17 protein-coding genes are annotated in these 17,765 nt (G+C 34.4%); 15 read left to right on the top strand and 2 right to left on the bottom strand.

The window, feature by feature from the left end; translation table 11 throughout:
• The first annotated feature begins 10 nt into the window (after window positions 1-10).
• Window positions 11-1,297, top strand: a complete 1,287-nt coding sequence (locus BHY08_RS02140; RefSeq protein ID WP_071456301.1) for an anaerobic C4-dicarboxylate transporter family protein — start codon at window positions 11-13, stop codon at window positions 1,295-1,297.
• 27 nt (window positions 1,298-1,324) lie between these two features.
• A complete protein-coding gene (locus tag BHY08_RS02135; protein WP_071456300.1) occupies window positions 1,325-2,767 on the top strand; it encodes a M20 family metallopeptidase in 1,443 nt (480 codons plus the stop codon).
• Between the two features lie 41 nt (window positions 2,768-2,808).
• Here BHY08_RS02135 and BHY08_RS02130 read toward each other — a convergent pair whose 3' ends face one another.
• Window positions 2,809-3,807 carry a YhdH/YhfP family quinone oxidoreductase gene (locus tag BHY08_RS02130; protein ID WP_245729988.1) on the bottom strand — a complete coding sequence of 333 codons (999 nt, stop codon included), beginning with the start codon at window positions 3,805-3,807 and terminating at the stop codon, window positions 2,809-2,811.
• Between the two features lie 198 nt (window positions 3,808-4,005).
• On the opposite strand from BHY08_RS02130, the gene BHY08_RS02125 reads away from it, so the two are divergent.
• The 11 genes from BHY08_RS02125 (at window position 4,006) to BHY08_RS02075 (ending at window position 14,449) form a co-directional block, all read left to right on the top strand.
• Window positions 4,006-4,548 carry a helix-turn-helix domain-containing protein gene (locus BHY08_RS02125; RefSeq protein WP_071457808.1) on the top strand — a complete coding sequence of 181 codons (543 nt, stop codon included), beginning with the start codon at window positions 4,006-4,008 and terminating at the stop codon, window positions 4,546-4,548.
• A 15-nt stretch (window positions 4,549-4,563) separates the two neighbouring features.
• Window positions 4,564-5,649 (top strand): ABC transporter ATP-binding protein, encoded by a 1,086-nt coding sequence (locus tag BHY08_RS02120; RefSeq protein ID WP_071456299.1) that lies wholly within the window; start codon window positions 4,564-4,566, stop codon window positions 5,647-5,649.
• Window positions 5,650-5,662: 13 nt separating this feature from the next.
• The gene (locus BHY08_RS02115; RefSeq protein ID WP_071456298.1) at window positions 5,663-6,475 is read left to right on the top strand and encodes an ABC transporter permease; all 813 of its coding nucleotides are present in this window, start codon (window positions 5,663-5,665) and stop codon (window positions 6,473-6,475) included.
• Entirely contained in the window at window positions 6,472-7,305 is an 834-nt protein-coding gene (locus tag BHY08_RS02110) for an ABC transporter permease (RefSeq protein WP_071456297.1), read from the top strand. The genes BHY08_RS02115 and BHY08_RS02110 overlap by 4 nt, the downstream gene beginning before the upstream one ends.
• 1 nt (window position 7,306) lies before the next feature.
• The gene (locus BHY08_RS02105) at window positions 7,307-8,377 is read left to right on the top strand and encodes an ABC transporter substrate-binding protein (RefSeq protein ID WP_071456296.1); all 1,071 of its coding nucleotides are present in this window, start codon (window positions 7,307-7,309) and stop codon (window positions 8,375-8,377) included.
• A gap of 132 nt (window positions 8,378-8,509) precedes the next feature.
• Window positions 8,510-9,367, top strand: coding sequence for a 4-(cytidine 5'-diphospho)-2-C-methyl-D-erythritol kinase (gene ispE, locus BHY08_RS02100; RefSeq protein ID WP_071456295.1), 858 nt, complete (start codon window positions 8,510-8,512; stop codon window positions 9,365-9,367).
• A gap of 132 nt (window positions 9,368-9,499) precedes the next feature.
• Window positions 9,500-10,180 (top strand): metal ABC transporter ATP-binding protein, encoded by a 681-nt coding sequence (locus BHY08_RS02095; RefSeq protein ID WP_071456294.1) that lies wholly within the window; start codon window positions 9,500-9,502, stop codon window positions 10,178-10,180.
• Window positions 10,153-10,977, top strand: a complete 825-nt coding sequence (locus BHY08_RS02090; protein WP_071456293.1) for a metal ABC transporter permease — start codon at window positions 10,153-10,155, stop codon at window positions 10,975-10,977. Before BHY08_RS02095 ends, BHY08_RS02090 begins: the two co-directional genes overlap by 28 nt.
• A 114-nt stretch (window positions 10,978-11,091) precedes the next feature.
• Window positions 11,092-11,931 (top strand): pur operon repressor, encoded by an 840-nt coding sequence (gene purR, locus BHY08_RS02085; RefSeq protein ID WP_071456292.1) that lies wholly within the window; start codon window positions 11,092-11,094, stop codon window positions 11,929-11,931.
• Between the two features lie 80 nt (window positions 11,932-12,011).
• Complete coding sequence (gene glmU / locus BHY08_RS02080; RefSeq protein ID WP_071456291.1) at window positions 12,012-13,385, top strand: bifunctional UDP-N-acetylglucosamine diphosphorylase/glucosamine-1-phosphate N-acetyltransferase GlmU; 1,374 nt, start codon at window positions 12,012-12,014, stop codon at window positions 13,383-13,385.
• Between the two features lie 92 nt (window positions 13,386-13,477).
• On the top strand, window positions 13,478-14,449 hold the full coding sequence (locus BHY08_RS02075) for a ribose-phosphate diphosphokinase (protein WP_071456290.1): 972 nt from the start codon (window positions 13,478-13,480) through the stop codon (window positions 14,447-14,449).
• A 36-nt stretch (window positions 14,450-14,485) separates the two neighbouring features.
• Here the strand turns inward: BHY08_RS02075 and mscL are convergent, their stop codons facing one another.
• A complete protein-coding gene (mscL, locus tag BHY08_RS02070) occupies window positions 14,486-14,935 on the bottom strand; it encodes a large conductance mechanosensitive channel protein MscL (protein WP_071456289.1) in 450 nt (149 codons plus the stop codon).
• Between the two features lie 267 nt (window positions 14,936-15,202).
• Between mscL and yfmF the strand changes: the two genes are divergently transcribed.
• Both yfmF and yfmH read left to right on the top strand, forming a co-directional pair.
• A complete protein-coding gene (gene yfmF, locus BHY08_RS02065) occupies window positions 15,203-16,465 on the top strand; it encodes an EF-P 5-aminopentanol modification-associated protein YfmF (protein WP_071456288.1) in 1,263 nt (420 codons plus the stop codon).
• Between the two features lies 1 nt (window position 16,466).
• Complete coding sequence (gene yfmH / locus BHY08_RS02060) at window positions 16,467-17,762, top strand: EF-P 5-aminopentanol modification-associated protein YfmH (protein ID WP_071456287.1); 1,296 nt, start codon at window positions 16,467-16,469, stop codon at window positions 17,760-17,762.
• The last annotated feature ends 3 nt before the right edge of the window (window positions 17,763-17,765 follow it).

Raw genomic sequence — 17,765 nt, 5'->3', positions numbered from 1 at the left:
GAGGAATTAAATGTCATTATTACTAATTGAAATTTTTATCATGGTTGGAACAATTATTTATGGACTTATGAAAGGAGGCGCGCTAGGTTCTGGGGTATCAGCCATTGTGGCCTTGTTTATCATGCTATTCATTTTTAAATTGCCGCCATCATCACCACCTGTTACGGCTGTTTTAATCATTATGTCTATCGGTATAGCAAGTGGTGCACTACAAGCCTCAGGTGGGATGGATTATATGATACGCGTTGCAACAAAAATTATTCAAAAGTTTCCGAAAGCGATTACAATCGTTGCACCACTTGTTTGTTTTCTATTCGTTTTTGGCATGGGGACAGCAATGATTGCTTTATCATTAGAACCAATCATCTCTGAAACTGCTCTTAAATCAAAAGTTAATCCAAAAGGTGCTTTAATTTCTTCTGTATTAGCTTCTAACATGGCTCTACTGTGTAGCCCGGCATCATCTTCAACAGCATATGTTGTAACCTTATTAGCAGCGTATGGTATTTCTTTAGGAACATATCTGACAATCGCCTTGCCTGCCACTTTATTATCTATTATCATGTTAAGTATACTATTAAGCTTAGTTAATAAAAAATTACCTTTTGATGAATCTATCTTAGAAGATATGATTATTGCAGAAGAAGAAACTGAACTAGCTCCTGCTGCTAAAAAATCAACTATAGTTTTCTTACTTTGTGTGCTATGCATTATTGTTTTAGGTTTGTTCCCAAGCTTATTACCAGAGTATAATGTAGATGGTGATCCTGTTAGAATTGCAACTGCTGACTTAGTTCAGATGTTTATGTATTTGTCTGCTGCAATCAATATCATACTCTTTAAAGTGAAATCAAAAGATATTTTACATGCTCCAGCTACTGCTAACGCTTTAGGCGCAACCTTAATTGTATTGGGTCTTGGCTGGGTTGGTTCAACTATCTTTGGTGCTCCAAAAAATCAAGCCGTTTTAGTATCAAGTGTCGGACAGATACTAGCTGACTATCCTTGGGTTATCATCTTTATCTGTGCGTTTGTTGCGATGATTATTGGTGCCCAAACGGCCGTTGCAGCAATTATTTTCCCATTAGCACTGACACTAGGTATATCACCAATGTTACTTATTATTATTGTTCAGTGTCTAAATGTTAACTTTGTGATTCCAGCACAACCGACGTTGTTACTTGCAGTTGAATTAGATAGAACTGGGCGGACTAAGGTCTTTAGTTTCATCATACCAGGAATAATTATAACCGCACTCTCTATTGCTCTATCTTATGGTATCACACTATTTATGTAATCATTGAATATTAGGAGGATATAATATATGTATAAACAAATCGAAAAATTAATTACTCAAAAACAACACACTTATTTCCAAACAAGTGATAAAATTTGGGATATTGCCGAAACAAAATTCCATGAAAAAGAATCAGCAGACGTGTTGATTAATGTATTAAAAGAAGAAGGATTTAGCATAGAAACAAATATTGGAGAGATTGACACAGCATTTGTTGCAAGTTTTGGAAATGAAGGTCCTGTCATTGGATTTTTAGGGGAATATGATGCACTACCTAGCATGTCTCAAAAAGCAGGTTCTACACAAAAAGAAGCAAATCCGGATACAGAAAACACAAATGGACATGGCTGTGGACATAATTTACTTGGTACAGCTTCACTTGCTGCTGCAATTGCGACCAAAGATTACATTACAGAGCACAATATCCCTGCGCAAATTAAATATTTTGGTTGTCCTGCTGAAGAAGGCGGATCTGGAAAAACATTTATGGCAAGAGATGGTGCTTTTGATGGATTAGATATGGCGATTTGTTGGCATCCAGGAACAGATAATGCCATTTGGGGTGTAAAAACACTAGCTAATATCCAAGCAGCTTTTGAGTTTAAAGGAAAATCAGCTCATGCTGCAAATGCTCCAGACATGGGACGTAGTGCACTTGATGCTTGTGAGTTGATGAATGTCGGTGGAAATTACCTTCGTGAACATGTGACACCAGAAGCAAGATATCACTATGCGTATATGGATGCTGGTGGTGTAGCTCCTAGTGTTGTCCAAGATCATGCAAAACTTTTATATTTAATTCGTGCACCAAAAGGAAGCCAAGCAAAAGAAATTTATGATCGTTTATGTAAAATTGCAGAAGGCGCGGCTCTTATGACTGAAACAGAAGTAACCGTACATTTCGACAAAGCTTGTTCAAACTATATTCCAAACGTTGTGTACTCTCGCATTATGGGAGACGTGATGATGCATTATGGTGGACCGGAATTTGATGAGGAAGATCAAGTATTTGCTAAAGCAATTCATGATACATTAACTGAAGAAGAAAAACAATTTAGAATGATTCCACCTGCTACACCTGTTGAACAAAAAGTCTTAAAAGAAAATGTGGGTAAAGTATTAGCTGACTATGTTTACCCATTCAATGAGGTATTAACTAACGTTACTCTCCCTGGTTCATCTGATGTGGGGGATGTCAGTTGGATTGTCCCAACTGTTCAATGTATCGTTGCAACAGAAGTTCAAAATACCGCCATGCATACATGGCAATGGGTTACAAACGGAAAAAGTGGTATTGCTAAAAAAGGAATGATTCAAGCAGCTAAAATAATGGCAGCAACAGCTGTTAAAGTGCTTGAAGAACCTGAATATATTGATCAAGCGAAGGCTGAGCTAAAAAATATAACAGATGTAACGCCTTACGTGAATCCAATTCCAGCAGACGTTAAACCAAATAGTTTAGCATTCTAACAAAAAAAGGTGAAGCAATTAATTTTGCTCCACCTTTTTTATTATTTAATTTTGACAATCGTTCTTCCTGAATGCGTGCCTTCTAATAATTGTTTCGTCACTGGAATGATATCCTCTAACGAGATTTCATTAGCTATAGTCGCCTCAATCATCTCTTTTGTGATACTTTCTTTAATTGTATCCCATAACGCAGATTTTTTTTCTGTTGTTAATTGAACTGAATCAATTCCAAACATCGTTACACCGCGTAAAATAAACGGTAAAACTGTCGTGCTAAATTTAATACCGCTTGCATTTCCACATAGAGAAATTCCCCCACCGTATGAAATTTTAGGTAGTATTGCTTCTAGTGTTGCCCCACCAATCGTATCAATGACATAATCAAATAATTGTTTTTGTAATGGACGAGTATTTTCAAGCATTTCTTCGGTACTAATAATATGTTGTACACCTAAAGAATCCAAATAATCCGTCGATTTTTTGCGTGTTAACGCGGTGATGTTGTTGAAGCCTTTAGCTTTTAATAAATTAATCGCCATACTTCCAACTCCACCTGTTGCTCCGGTTATTAAAATACTGGCTTCTTTGTTTTCACCTAAACCAACAGATTCTAGACGATGAATCGCTTGAGCGGCTGTTATTCCAGCTGTCCCAACAAACGCAGCTACTTTTAAATCTAAATCTTGTGGCACAACTTGAATCCATTCACCTGGAATACGTGCTATTTCACTAAAACCTCCTGTGTGACTTACACCTGTCCCTTGACCAGTTACAACTACTCTATCGCCAACATATAATCCTTCGTGAGTTGTTTCTATAATAGTTCCTGAAAAATCGATACCAGGAATCATAGGATATGACCGAATAACTCCCCCATTTTTTATCGTTGCTAAGGCATCTTTATAATTTATCGCTGAATACTCAACTTCAACAAGTGTGTCCCCTTCTGATAATCTGTCAACTGACCAATCTTCTATACTTGAGATAATGCTATCATCTTTTTCACTAACAATAAGTGCTTTGAATGTTTTATCCATCATTTACATCGTCTCCTCATCTCTTTGATAAACTTAGTTTATCATAAAAAAACAACAAAATGTGATATCAAAAAAATGAATTGATTTGTTGAAAATCATCTTGTATACTACCATCAGAAAGTAAACTAAAAGTTTAATATTAATAAACATCTATCATTTGAAGTTTAGTATATATTAACTATTAGACTGGAGGTGTTGACCATACTTATCGGGAAAAAAATCAAAAACTTACGAATACAAAAAAATTTAACACAAGAAGAATTAGGAGAACGAACAGATCTCACTAAAGGATACATTTCTCAATTAGAACGGGATTTAAGCTCCCCTTCCCTAGAGACATTTTTCTCCATTTTAGAAGTATTAGGTGTGTCTCCAAAACAATTTTTTGATGAAAAACATCAAAAACAACAAGTCGTCTATCCTAAAGAAGATCAAACCATACATCTTGATGAAGACAAAGGGTATGAAATAAATTGGTTAGTTTCTGACTCTAATGAAAATGAAATGGAACCTATATTATTAACTCTAGAAAAAAAAGGTGAATACAAAGAATTTGAACCATCACAATCCGAAACATTTGGTTATGTGTTACAAGGAAAAATCTATGTTACCATAGGTGAAGATACCTATATTGCGTCAAAAGGTGAAAGTATTTATTACCAAGCACTCAACCAGCACCAAATATCTAATGCTCACGATGGAGTTAGCAAACTCCTCATCGTTGCAACAAATTCTTATTTATAGTAAAGGTGGGAGAAAATGAGTCACACAATTATTGAATTTAAAGATGTCGTGAAAGAATACGACGACACCACTGTATTAAAAAAAGTGAGTTTTGAAATCGAACAAGGAAAATTTTATACCTTATTAGGTCCATCAGGATGTGGTAAAACAACGATTTTACGCTTGATTGCTGGTTTTAGCGAACCAACATCTGGAGAAATTTTATTTGATGGAAAAGTGATTAATAAAGTTCCCGCAAACAAACGCAAAGTAAATACTGTATTCCAAGATTATGCTCTTTTTCCTCATATGGATGTTTATGAAAATGTGGCATTTGGGTTAAAAATCAAAAAATTACCTAAAGAACAAATTGATGTAAAAGTACGTGAAGCTCTGCGTTTAGTTCAGTTATCTGGTTTAGAAGAAAGACAAATCAGTGAGATGTCAGGTGGACAAAGACAACGTGTCGCAATTGCTCGTGCCCTTGTGAATGAACCTGAGATTCTATTATTAGATGAGCCGTTATCCGCTCTTGATTTAAAACTTCGAACTGCCATGCAATCAGAGTTACGTGAATTACAAAAACGTTTAGGGATTACGTTTATTTTTGTTACTCATGATCAAGAAGAAGCATTAGCTATGAGTGATGAAATTTTTGTTATGCATGATGGAAAAATCGAGCAAAGCGGATCTCCTTCTGATATTTATGATGAACCAATCAACCGATTTGTCGCTGACTTTATTGGTGAAAGTAATATTGTAAAAGGCATTATGATTGAAGACAATTTAGTTGAAATCGTAGGCAAACAATTTGAATGTGTTGATGGCGGAATGAGAGAAAATGAGCCAGTTGATATTGTCATGCGTCCAGAAGATATTTCACTTGTTCCAGTTGAAAAAGGAAAATTAAAAGCTACAGTGGACACTCTTTTATTTAGAGGAGTTCATTATGAAATTTTCTGTATTGATTCTGAAGGAAATGAATGGGTGGTGCATTCAACTAAGAAGCCACTTGAAGGACAAACAGTTGGTTTATTCTTTGAACCAGAAGACATTCATGTCATGCGTTTTAATGAGTCAGAAGAAGATTTTGATGCCAGATTAGAAAGTTATGACGACTAAGGAGGGTTGATAAGTGACACAATCAAAACGTTTTTACACGATTCCATATTTTTTATGGATAGCTCTATTTGTTATCGCACCTGTTATTTTAATTATTTACCAATCATTTTTTGATATTAATGGACAGTTTACATTGAGTAATTATCAACAATATTTAACAAGTGGAACTTACTTGAGTATGACCTTTAACTCATTATTCTACGCTCTACTTATTACCCTATTTACACTAGTGATTAGTTATCCAACAGCTTATTTTTTAACAAAATTAAAACACAAACAACTGTGGCTTATGTTAATTATCTTGCCTACTTGGATTAACTTGTTGTTAAAAGCTTATGCGTTTATTGGGATTTTTAGTATCCATGGTGGAATAAATAACTTTTTAGATACTGTTGGTATTGGGACGCAACAACTTCTTTTTACAAATTTTAGTTTTTTAACCGTTGCGACCTATATTGAAATCCCATTTATGATTTTACCTATTTTTAATGCCTTAGAAGAAATTAACCCTTCTCTTGTGTTTGCCAGTCGTGATTTAGGCGCGAGTAATTTTGAAACATTTAGACGTGTCATCTTCCCACTATCTTTAAATGGCGTAAAAAGTGGTGTGCAAGCCGTATTCATCCCATCACTTAGTCTATTTATGCTAACTCGCTTAATTGGGGGAAATCGTGTGATAACGCTTGGAACGGCCATCGAACAACATTTCCTTGTCACACAAAACTGGGGGATGGGATCAACCATTGGTGTCGTTCTGATTATCGCGATGTTTATCATTATGATGATAACTGGTGAGAAGAAAAAGAAAGGAGCGAAGAAAAAATGAGCAACCATAAATTTAATTGGAGCCATCTCTATTTGATTTTAGTTTTCATTATTCTGTATGCACCTATCTTTTATCTAATTTATTATTCATTCAACGCCGGTGGAACGATGACATCATTTACCGGATTTACGTTAGAACATTACCAAGCTGTCTTTGAAGACACCAGGTTAATTGGCATTGTGATAGACACGTTCTTACTAGCTTTTCTATCTGCTTTAATCGCTACTATTATTGGAACGTTTGGTGCAATGGGGATTCACTACACCAAACAACGTGGCGTACGACATACATTACTAAGTTTAAACAATATTTTAATGGTGTCTCCTGATGTTATTATTGGGGCAAGTTTTTTAATCCTATTTACTTTTCTAGGGACTTGGTTTGGGTTTCAATTAGGTTTTATGTCTGTACTACTCTCTCATATTGCTTTTAGTATCCCGATTGTCGTTTTAATGGTCTTGCCAAAAATGCAAGAGATGAATCCATCACTTATTGATGCTGCACGAGATTTAGGAGCAAACAACTGGCAGGTACTAAGACAAATTATCTTACCTTATTTAACACCAGGAATTATTGCCGGATATTTTATGGCATTTACCTATTCATTAGATGATTTTGCTGTGACGTTTTTTGTAACAGGGAATGGATTTAGTACTTTATCTGTTGAAATTTATTCTCGTGCCAGACAAGGGATTAGTTTAGAAATCAATGCCTTAAGTGCCCTTCTATTTCTGTTTTCTATTTTATTAGTGACTGGGTATTACTTTATCAGTAAAGACAATAAACCAAAATACAAAAAGAAAAAAACACAAAAAATAGGAGGTAAATAAGATGAAGAAACTCAATGCTCTTTTTTCAGGTATTCTTCTTATCATTGTCCTTCTAGCTGTTACTTCTTTTAATCTTGAAAAAAACAGTGGTGCCTCTGGTGGTCGTATATTAACTATCTATAATTGGGGAGATTACATTGACCCTTCGCTAATCAAACGATTTGAAAAAGAATATAACTATAAAGTCATTTACGAAACCTTTGATTCGAACGAAAGCATGATGACCAAAATCAAACAAGGTGGAACAGCCTATGATTTAACCATTCCCAGTGAATACATGATTCAAAAAATGGTTAAACAAGATATGCTCATTCCGCTTGATCATTCTAAAATCAAAGGACTAGAAAACATAGATAGTCGTTTTCTAAATATTCCATTTGACCCTAAAAACGAATTTTCTATCCCCTATTTTTGGGGAACATTGGGAATTATATACAATGATGAATTCGTTAAAGAAGGTCAGATTAAACATTGGGATGATTTATGGAATCCCTCACTAAAAAATAATGTGATGTTAATTGACGGAGCTAGAGAAGTCATGGGATTGGCTTTAAATAGTGACGGGCATTCATTAAATAGTAAAAATGATAAACAACTAGATAATGCTTCAAAAAAATTAGATGGACTAAGTTCCAACGTCAAAGCGATTGTAGCTGATGAAATCAAAATGTACATGATAAATGGTGAAAGTGCTGCTGCGGTCACATTTTCTGGTGAAGCTGCTAGTATGCTAGAAGAAAATGAGCACTTGCATTATGTGATTCCAGAAGAAGGCTCTAATCTTTGGTTTGATAATTTTGTGATCCCAAAAACAGCAAAAAATATTGATGGTGCGTATGATTTTATTAACTTTATGTTAAAACCAGATGTCGCTGCTCAAAATGCCGAATACATTGGTTACTCTACGCCAAATAAAAAAGCGTTAAAAATATTACCTAAAGAAATTACAAGTGACCCACAGTTTTACCCAAGTGACAAAATTATCGAGCACTTAGAAGTGTATGAGGATTTAGGACAAACCTATTTAGAGCGCTATAATGATCTATTCTTAAAATTTAAAATGTATCGTTAAAGATAGGATTTTTTCCTATCTTTTTCTTTATTCAATAAAATCTCTAAAGTCAGTACTTAAATTGTTTTATATTCACTCTTTTTTCATGTATAATCAAACAAATAGAATATTTTGAAGAATTGGAGGTAGTCAATGGAAATCATCGAAAAAGCCCCGGCAAAAATAAACTTGGGACTTGATGTCCTTTACAAACGTGATGATGGTTATCATGAGCTTGAAATGATTATGGCAAGTGTCGATTTATCCGACCGATTGATTTTAACAGCTATTCCAACTGATGATATCATTATTAAAACTGACAATGGCTTCCTACCAGTAGACCGTAAAAATAATATTTATCAAGCAATTGATATCATGAAAAAAACATATGGGTTTACTCAAGGTGTTGAAGTAAATTTAAAGAAAAACTTACCCGTTGCGGCTGGTTTAGGTGGTGGTAGTAGCGATGCTGCTGCGGCATTTAGAGGGGTCAATCGTTTGTTTAACCTGGGTGCTACATTGGAAGAAATGGCTAAATTATCCGTTCCAATCGGTACAGATATCCCGTATTGTTTATATGGACAAACAGCTCTTGTTACTGGCGTTGGAGACCGTGTTACACCACTCTCTCACCCAATGCCACAGTGTTGGATTGTTCTAGTCAAACCCAAAATCAGTGTATCCACTCCTCGCGTGTTTTCAAAAATACAAGTTGACTCACTTTCGCATCCAAATATAAAAGCTATATATCATGCAATAGAAAACCAAGATTACCAAGAAATGATTCAACATTTGGGGAATTCTCTAGAATCTTACACGATGGAAGTTTTTCCTATTGTTAAATATGTTAAAAATAAAATGTTAGAATTCGGAGCAGATGCAGCCGTCATGAGTGGCAGCGGTCCTACCGTTCTTGCGCTTTGTAAAAAACGTTCACGAGCTGTTCATGTGGCAAATGCTTTAAAAGGATTTTGTGATGAAGTGTATTTAGTTAGGACATTAAACAGATAAGAAGTAGAAACTAATCTGCTTTTTATCTGTTTTGTTATGGACAACCGATTAACTATTCTTGCTTTATTTTGACACAAGTGTTATGATTCTTTTGGTTTTAAAACGTAACGTTTACGATTAAAGGAGGTTACTATGAATTATATTGACGTCAAACACCTCACTTTTTATTATGATGATGAACCTGTGTTGGAAGACGTTTCTTATACGGTCAGTCCAGGTGAATTTGTCATACTAACTGGTGAAAATGGTGCGGCAAAATCAACATTAATAAGAAATACACTAGGGTTACTAAAACCTAATGAAGGAGAAGTTTATATCTCTCCTACCAATATAGATGGACAAAAATTAACAATTGGTTATATTCCACAACAAATCGCCTCATTTAATGCGGGATTTCCAAGTACTGTATTAGAGTTCGTTCAATCGGGCAGATTTCAACGTGGAAAATGGTTTAAACGTCTAGATGACGTTGATCATAGACATGTCGAAAAAGCTCTTAACTCTGTTGGCATGTGGGATATGAGAAAGAAACGCATTGGGGATTTATCAGGTGGACAAAAGCAACGTGTCTGTTTAGCCCGTGTATTTGCGACTGATCCAGATTTATTTGTACTTGATGAGCCCACAACAGGGATGGATGAATCCTCTCGAAATGATTTTTATAAATTACTACAGCACAGTGTCAAAGAACACAATAAAGCAATTTTAATGGTGACACACGATCATGAAGAAATAAAAGGTTATATGGATCGACATATCCACCTTGTTAGAAAGGAGGAGACCGAATGGAGATGTTTTCATATGAGTTCATGAGACGAGCACTTATTGCTGCTTCTATGATGGCTGTAATCGCCCCATCTCTTGGTGTATTTTTAGTATTACGTAGACAATCACTTTTAGCAGATACCTTATCACATGTTTCCCTTGCAGGGATTGCTCTTGGTTTTTTCATTAATGTTAACCCAACGATCACCACATTAATTGTCGTAATTGCTTCTGCCTTTGTTTTAGAGTACATTAAAAATCTTTACAAGTCTTACTCAGAGGTATCTACTGCGATTTTAATGTCAGGTGGATTAGCTGTTGCATTAGTTTTAATGAATTTAACTAAAGGGAAAAATTCGATGAATATTCAACAGTATTTATTTGGCTCTATCGTAACAATCAATTGGCAACAAGTTAAAATACTAGCTGGCTTACTAGTTATTATAGTTAGTTTATTTTTGGTATTGAGGAAACCAATGTATGTATTAACTTTTGACGAGGACACAGCACATGTTGACGGACTGCCAATTCATGTACTATCTATGCTATTTAATGTTATTACAGGTATCGCTATCACTGTGATGATTCCTATTGCTGGAGCATTACTTGTGTCAGCTATTATGATTTTACCAGCCACTATCTCGATGAAGATTGGGAAAACTTTTTCGACTGTTATTTTAAGTAGTATCGTAGTTGGATTTATTGGCATGACTTCTGGTCTTGTTACATCGTATCAATTAGATACACCACCAGGCGCAACCATCACATTAATCTTCATTGTGATGTTTATTCTAATTAATTTACTAACTAATGTTCGTAAAAAAAACAGACAGGTTTCCAAATAATCTGTTCGTTTTCACGAACATTTTTTATTTATTTTCAAAAATACTTTGCTTTTTTAAATTTACATACTATAATAGTCTATATTACTTAAATTTAACTTTAAAAGGAGTATCTTAATGAAAATAAAACGAAGTGAACGCTTAATTGATATGACTGCTTATATCTTAAATCACCCCCATACATTAACTCCTCTGACTTATTTTGTAAAAAAATATGAATCAGCAAAATCTTCAATTAGTGAAGATTTAACAATTATCAAAAAAACATTTAAAGAGCGTGGTTTTGGTGTTCTTGAAACAGTGGCTGGAGCTGCTGGTGGCGTTATTTTTACACCATCTATTCCATTTAGTGAGTCAAAACAAATGATTGATTCATTATGTGAACGCTTATCTGAACAAGATCGATTACTTCCTGGTGGATACGTTTATCTATCTGATTTACTTGGAGAACCGCAACTACTTAAACAAATTGGGCAAATCATTGCAACGCAGTATGCTAATAAAAACATCGATGCTGTTATGACGGTCGCAACAAAAGGTGTGCCAATCGCTCAAGCGGTATCATATTACCTAAATGTTCCATTTGTTATCGTGCGTCGTGATTCTAAAATCACTGAAGGCTCTACTGTAAGTGTCAATTATGTATCAGGGTCATCTGAAAGAATTGAAAAAATGGAGTTATCAAAACGTAGCTTAAAACGTGGGTCTAGAGTGTTAGTCGTAGATGATTTCATGAAAGGTGGCGGAACGGTTAATGGAATGAAAGCCTTAATCGAGGAATTCGAAGCCGAGCTTGTTGGTATCACTGTATTTGCCGAATCAACGTTCAGTGGTCGTCGTATGGTTGATGACTACACTTCACTTATTTGCGTTAAAGAAGTCGATACAAAAACTAAAAATATAACGGTTGTTCCTGGTAACTATTTTTCTGTTATGGGTGCAGACGCCACAGATTAATAAATTTAAGGACTTGAATATCAAGTCTTTTTTTTGTTAAAATAAAGTGTTTAAAAATACACTTAAGGAGTGTCAATATCGTGAAAAATAGATTTGCTATCATTTTAGCAGCTGGAAAAGGCTCTCGTATGAAGTCTTCTCTATATAAAGTGCTGCATCCAGTCGCTGGAAAGCCGATGGTTGAACATGTTCTAGAACAAATCGAACCTTTAAACACAACTGAAATTGTAACGGTTGTTGGGTATGGTGCTGAGAAGGTACAAGAACAATTAGGAGAGCGCTCAAAATATGCTCTACAAACAGAACAATTAGGGACTGGGCATGCTGTTTTAGCAACGTCTGATTTATTAAAAGACAAAGATGGTACAACATTGGTTATCTGTGGAGATACTCCCCTACTAACTAAAGAGACACTAACTAAATTAGTCAACCATCATGAACAATTAAATGCCAAAGCAACTATTCTATCAGCTGTTGCTGAAGATGCTACAGGTTATGGCCGTATCATTCGAAATGATGAAAACTTAGTCGAAAAAATCGTCGAACAAAAAGATGCTTCAGAGGCAGAACTTGCCGTAACAGAGTTTAATACTGGAACATATTGTTTCGATAATAAATTTTTATTTGAAGCATTAGAAAAAGTTGGAAATGATAACGCACAGGGTGAATATTACTTGCCAGACGTGATTAGTATTTTAAAACAACAAGGAGAAGTTGTCACAGCATATATCATGGACTCTGAAGAAGAATCAATGGGTGTTAATGACCGTGTTGCATTGGCTAAAGCAAACCAATTAATGAAGCAACGTATCAATGAACAACATATGCGTCAAGGCGTTTCATTTGTCGATCCAGACAACACATATATTGAATCAGATGTCGTTATTGGATCTGATACTGTGATTGAACCTGGTGTGATAATTAAAGGCAACACAACGATTGGTCATAATTGTATCATCCGTTCAAATTCTACTATTACTGATAGTAACATTGGCGATGACGTCGAAATTAAGTCCTCTACGTTACAACGAGCAGTCGTTGGAAATCATTCTGATGTGGGACCTTATGCCCACCTGCGACCTAATACTGTGATTAACGAAAACGTCCATATAGGTAATTTTGTCGAGATTAAAAATGCTTCCATTGATGATGGTTCAAAGGTTGGTCACTTAACTTATGTTGGAGACGCAACTCTTGGTAAAGACATCAATATCGGATGTGGCACAGTATTCGCTAATTATGATGGCAAAAACAAACACCATATAACTGTTGGCGATCATGTATTTATCGGTAGCGGAACTATTTTAGTTGCCCCATTAACTGTTGAAAACAACAGTATGACTGCAGCTGGTTCTACTATCACTAAAAATATCAGTGAAAATGACTTAGGTATTGCTCGTGCTCGTCAGGAAAATCTAGAAGATTATGCTAAAAATTTACCCTATAATAAATAATTTCACTGCAAACACTTGATTTATTAGTAGAATATGTCTAATATTTGTATGTAAGTTTATACTCAGTTAAAAAGAAGAAAGTGGAGGTTCTCATGTCTAATCATTACTTTGATCCAAAGTTAAAAATCTTTTCGTTAAATTCAAACAAGCCTTTAGCAAAAAAAATTGCTGATGCAGTTGGTGTGGAACTTGGTAAGTCTGAAGTAAGAAAGTTTAGTGATGGTGAAATTCAAATCAATATCGAGCAAAGTATTCGTGGTAGTCACGTATACTTAATCCAATCTACAAGTAACCCTGTAAACGACCATTTAATGGAATTACTGATTATGATTGATGCTCTAAAACGTGCAAGTGCACAAACTATTAACATTGTTATGCCATATTATGGCTATGCAAGACAAGATAGAAAAGCTCGTTCTCGTGAGCCGATTACATCAAAACTTGTTGCTGATATGTTAGAAACTGCTGGAGCAACTCGTTTATTAACACTAGACTTACACGCTGCACAAATTCAAGGATTTTTTGATATTCCAGTGGATCATTTAATGGCTGCTCCTTTACTAGCAAACTACTTTATCGATCATGGTTACGAAGGCGATGATGTAGTCGTGGTTTCACCTGACCATGGTGGCGTAACACGTGCTCGTAAATTAGCTGAAAATCTAAAATCTCCAATCGCGATTATCGACAAACGTCGTCCAAAAGCTAATGTTGCCGAAGTGATGAATATTATCGGTGAAGTAAAAGGTAAAAAATGTGTCATTATCGATGACATGATTGATACAGCTGGAACAATTACTCTTGCTGCTGAAGCCTTGAAAGAAAAAGGCGCAACAGAAGTCGTTGCATGTTGTACTCACCCTGTTTTATCCGGACCTGCAATTGATCGAATCAACAACTCATCAATTGAAAAATTAATCATCACAGACTCTATCCTTTTGCCAGAAGAGAAAAAGTCTGATAAAATCGAAATAGTTAGTGTTGCAGAATTAATGGGCGATGCAATCAAGCGTATCCATGAGAACAAGCCAGTTAGTCCATTATTTGAAAAAAAACGTAAATAAAAAACCGTGGGGAGTTATTCTCCTCGCGGTTTATTTTTAATTTTTGTTTTCTATTTCGTCTTTTTGTTTAATAGTTGATTGTTCTGCTAATAATTGACGAATATCTTTTAGAACATCTTCAGTTGTTTCAGCTGTTTCTTCCTCTTCTTCTTCAACCTTATCTTTTGTCATTAAGTTTTCTGCTTTATTAACAGATTTTACGATAATGAATAAAACAAATGCTGTAATTAAGAATGTGATAATTGCTGAAATCAATTTACCATAATCAAACGTGACACCATTTAATGTAAACGTCATGCCTTTTGTTGCATCTTCCACTGTTTCAGCTCCAGGAAATAGTAAACTGATAATCACTCCTATAATTGGTGTAATCAAACCATCTACCATAGCACTCACAACGCTCGTAAATGCACCACCTATAATAATACCAACAGCCATATCTATTACACTACCACGTGCAATAAACTCCTTAAATTCCTTTATCATTTTCATATCCCCCAATCATTTCCATATTATAGCAAATTTTTTTATAAAAATCATTTATAATAAATTGACATGTAACACTGTTGTAATATATGATAATATATCGTAATGATGTATATTTATTATGAGCATTACAATTTTGTTAAGTTTTAATCAAAAAAATAAAATCCAATGTGTTTTCCTATCTTACCACCCTTTTTTTTGGTAACCTAGAGAGTGTATCGTCATACTTAAAGAACCACTTGATGACGATAATAAAGGAGTTTTTTTATGACAATTAAATTAAATAACCAAGTGAATTTACATATTATTCCAACAACAAAATATAAAACTGTTCGCATTGTCGTTCGATTTGCAACACCTCTTGATGCGACTTTTAGTAGTAAACGTTCGTTACTTGCAAGTTTAATGGAAACAAATAGTTTAAACTTTCCTGACCAAGTAGCATTAAGTAAAAAACTAGCTGATTTATACGGGGCAGGGTTTTATGTGAGTGTTAATCGGACTGGTAATGAGCATTATCTAAGTATTGGCTTAAATGTCATTAACGATAACATCGCGCCCAATGGTGTTTCTATTTTAGAAGATTCTGTCGAATTTTTAAAAGAAATTATTTTTAATCCTAATATTAAAGATGGAAAATTTGATGAGGAAACATTTAATCGTGAAAAAGAAAATCTAATCATTGATATTGAATCAATTTTTGATGATAAACAAACTTACGCTTCTATGTCTTTACAAAATCTTTTCTTTTCAGATAGTAAAAATCAAAAAACACCAAGTTTTGGTGATATTGAGCAAATCAAATCTGAAACACCAAAATCTATTGCTGACTACTACAATTATATGATTCAACACGATAAAATCGATATCCTAGTTAGTGGTGATGTTGAAGAAGGATATGTGGAAAAATGTTTTAAAAATTTCGGTTTTTCTGATAGAGAAAAATTGGATACTGAACTGTTTTACAAACAACCTTTCAAAAATATTATTCAACAAAAAAGTGAAGTTCTACCTGTTATGCAATCTAAATTAAATATTGGTTATCACTGTGATGTTTATTACCATGATGACATGTATTTTCCATTAATGGTCTTTAATGGACTGTTTGGTGGATTTCCACATTCGAAATTATTTTTAAACGTTCGTGAAAAACATAGTTTAGCTTATTATGCAAGTAGCTCAATTGATCCGTTTAGAGGATTTTTAACTGTACAAACTGGTATTGATAGCTCAAATCGTGAACGTGTCTTACGATTAGTTAATGAGCAATTAAAAGACATGACAACGGGTGAATTTCCTGATGATTTATTAGAACAAACAAAAAAAATGTTAATCAATCAATATTTGTTATCCTCTGATAATCAACGTGCAGTTGTTGAACAACAGTACCTCTTCTCTAACGTTCCTTATGCTGATTTATCTCAAGATGAGTGGATCAAAAAAATGAATGCTGTCACTCGAGAAGACGTTCAAGATGTGGCAACAACTATTAATTTACAAGCAGTTTATTTCATGGAAGGAGGAAAATAACATGAAAAAAAACTATTATCCTTCTATTAATGAAACCCTTTATACAGAAGTGTTGCCTAATGGATTAGAAGTGATGTTACTGCCTAAAGAAGATTTCCATAAAACATATGGTCTTTTTACTACAAATTACGGCTCAATTGACAGTGAATTTGTGCCGATTGGAAAAAAAGATTTTATCACGGTTCCTGATGGTATTGCTCACTTTTTAGAACATAAATTATTTGAAAAAGAAGATGAGGATGTCTTCCAAAAATTTGGTCGTCAAGGTGCCGCATCGAATGCTTTTACAAGTTTTACTCGTACAAGTTATTTATTTTCAAGTACTGATAACGTTATGCAAAATGTCGAAACATTAATTGATTTTGTTCAAAGTCCTTATTTTACAGAAGAATCTGTCCAAAAAGAAAAAGGGATTATTGGCCAAGAAATCCAAATGTATCAAGATGAACCAAACTGGCGTTTATTTTTTGGTATTTTAAATAATATGTACCCAAAACACCCATTACATATTGATATTGCTGGAACAATCGATAGTATTGAACCCATTACAGCAGATGATTTATATACTTGTTACAATACATTTTATCATCCAAGTAATATGAACTTATTTATCGTTGGAAAAATGAATCCTGAGGAAATGATGGCCTTTATTAAAGACAATCAAGCAGCCAAAGAATTTCCAAAAGCAACTGAAATCAAACGTCATTTCCCGAAAGAAACAGCGGATGATATTGTTAAAGAAGATAGTATCACCCTATCTGTTAATCGACCAAAGGCAGTTGTTGGCTTAAAAGGACTTGATACACCACCTGAAGATGGATTTGAACGCCTTAAATATCAAACAACGATTCAATTATTATTACAATTATTATTTGGTATGAGCTCAAAAAATTATCTTACTATGTATAATAATGGCTTAATTGATGATAGCTTCTCATTTGAATTTTCATTTGATCGTAGCTTCCATTTTGCCGATTTCAGTTCAGATACTGATGAGCCTGAGCGTTTTGCCAACCAAATAATTAATTACTTATTGAAATCAGATAATAGTCCTGAATTAACCAAACAAAACTTAGATTTGGCGAAGAAAAAAATGATTGGAAAACATTTGAAATCATTGGATTCACTAGAGTATATTGCCAACCAATTTAGCGGAATGAAATTTGGTGACACAACTTTATTTGATTTAGTCACTGTCATTAATAGCATTGAATTAAGTGACATCAAAGCCGTACAAGAATCATTTATCAGACCTGAAGCATTAAGTCGCTTCTTTATCTACCCAGAAGAAAGGTAGTTT

Origin of the sequence: Vagococcus teuberi (genome assembly GCF_001870205.1) — a bacterium.
Classification (GTDB): Bacteria; Bacillota; Bacilli; order Lactobacillales; family Vagococcaceae; genus Vagococcus; species Vagococcus teuberi.
Note: the sequence above shows the minus strand (reverse complement) of the source record. Positions and strands in the feature narration are given on the sequence as shown.

Coding starts and splice junctions, on each gene's coding strand:
- BHY08_RS02135 (WP_071456300.1), top strand. CDS start 1,325: ATGTATAAACAAATCGAAAAATTAATTACTCAAAAACAACACACTTAT.
- mscL (WP_071456289.1), bottom strand. CDS start 14,935: ATGATAAAGGAATTTAAGGAGTTTATTGCACGTGGTAGTGTAATAGAT.
- BHY08_RS02095 (WP_071456294.1), top strand. CDS start 9,500: ATGAATTATATTGACGTCAAACACCTCACTTTTTATTATGATGATGAA.
- BHY08_RS02075 (WP_071456290.1), top strand. CDS start 13,478: ATGTCTAATCATTACTTTGATCCAAAGTTAAAAATCTTTTCGTTAAAT.
- BHY08_RS02120 (WP_071456299.1), top strand. CDS start 4,564: ATGAGTCACACAATTATTGAATTTAAAGATGTCGTGAAAGAATACGAC.
- yfmF (WP_071456288.1), top strand. CDS start 15,203: ATGACAATTAAATTAAATAACCAAGTGAATTTACATATTATTCCAACA.
- BHY08_RS02105 (WP_071456296.1), top strand. CDS start 7,307: ATGAAGAAACTCAATGCTCTTTTTTCAGGTATTCTTCTTATCATTGTC.
- BHY08_RS02110 (WP_071456297.1), top strand. CDS start 6,472: ATGAGCAACCATAAATTTAATTGGAGCCATCTCTATTTGATTTTAGTT.
- purR (WP_071456292.1), top strand. CDS start 11,092: ATGAAAATAAAACGAAGTGAACGCTTAATTGATATGACTGCTTATATC.
- BHY08_RS02140 (WP_071456301.1), top strand. CDS start 11: ATGTCATTATTACTAATTGAAATTTTTATCATGGTTGGAACAATTATT.
- yfmH (WP_071456287.1), top strand. CDS start 16,467: ATGAAAAAAAACTATTATCCTTCTATTAATGAAACCCTTTATACAGAA.
- ispE (WP_071456295.1), top strand. CDS start 8,510: ATGGAAATCATCGAAAAAGCCCCGGCAAAAATAAACTTGGGACTTGAT.
- BHY08_RS02130 (WP_245729988.1), bottom strand. CDS start 3,807: ATGATGGATAAAACATTCAAAGCACTTATTGTTAGTGAAAAAGATGAT.
- BHY08_RS02090 (WP_071456293.1), top strand. CDS start 10,153: ATGGAGATGTTTTCATATGAGTTCATGAGACGAGCACTTATTGCTGCT.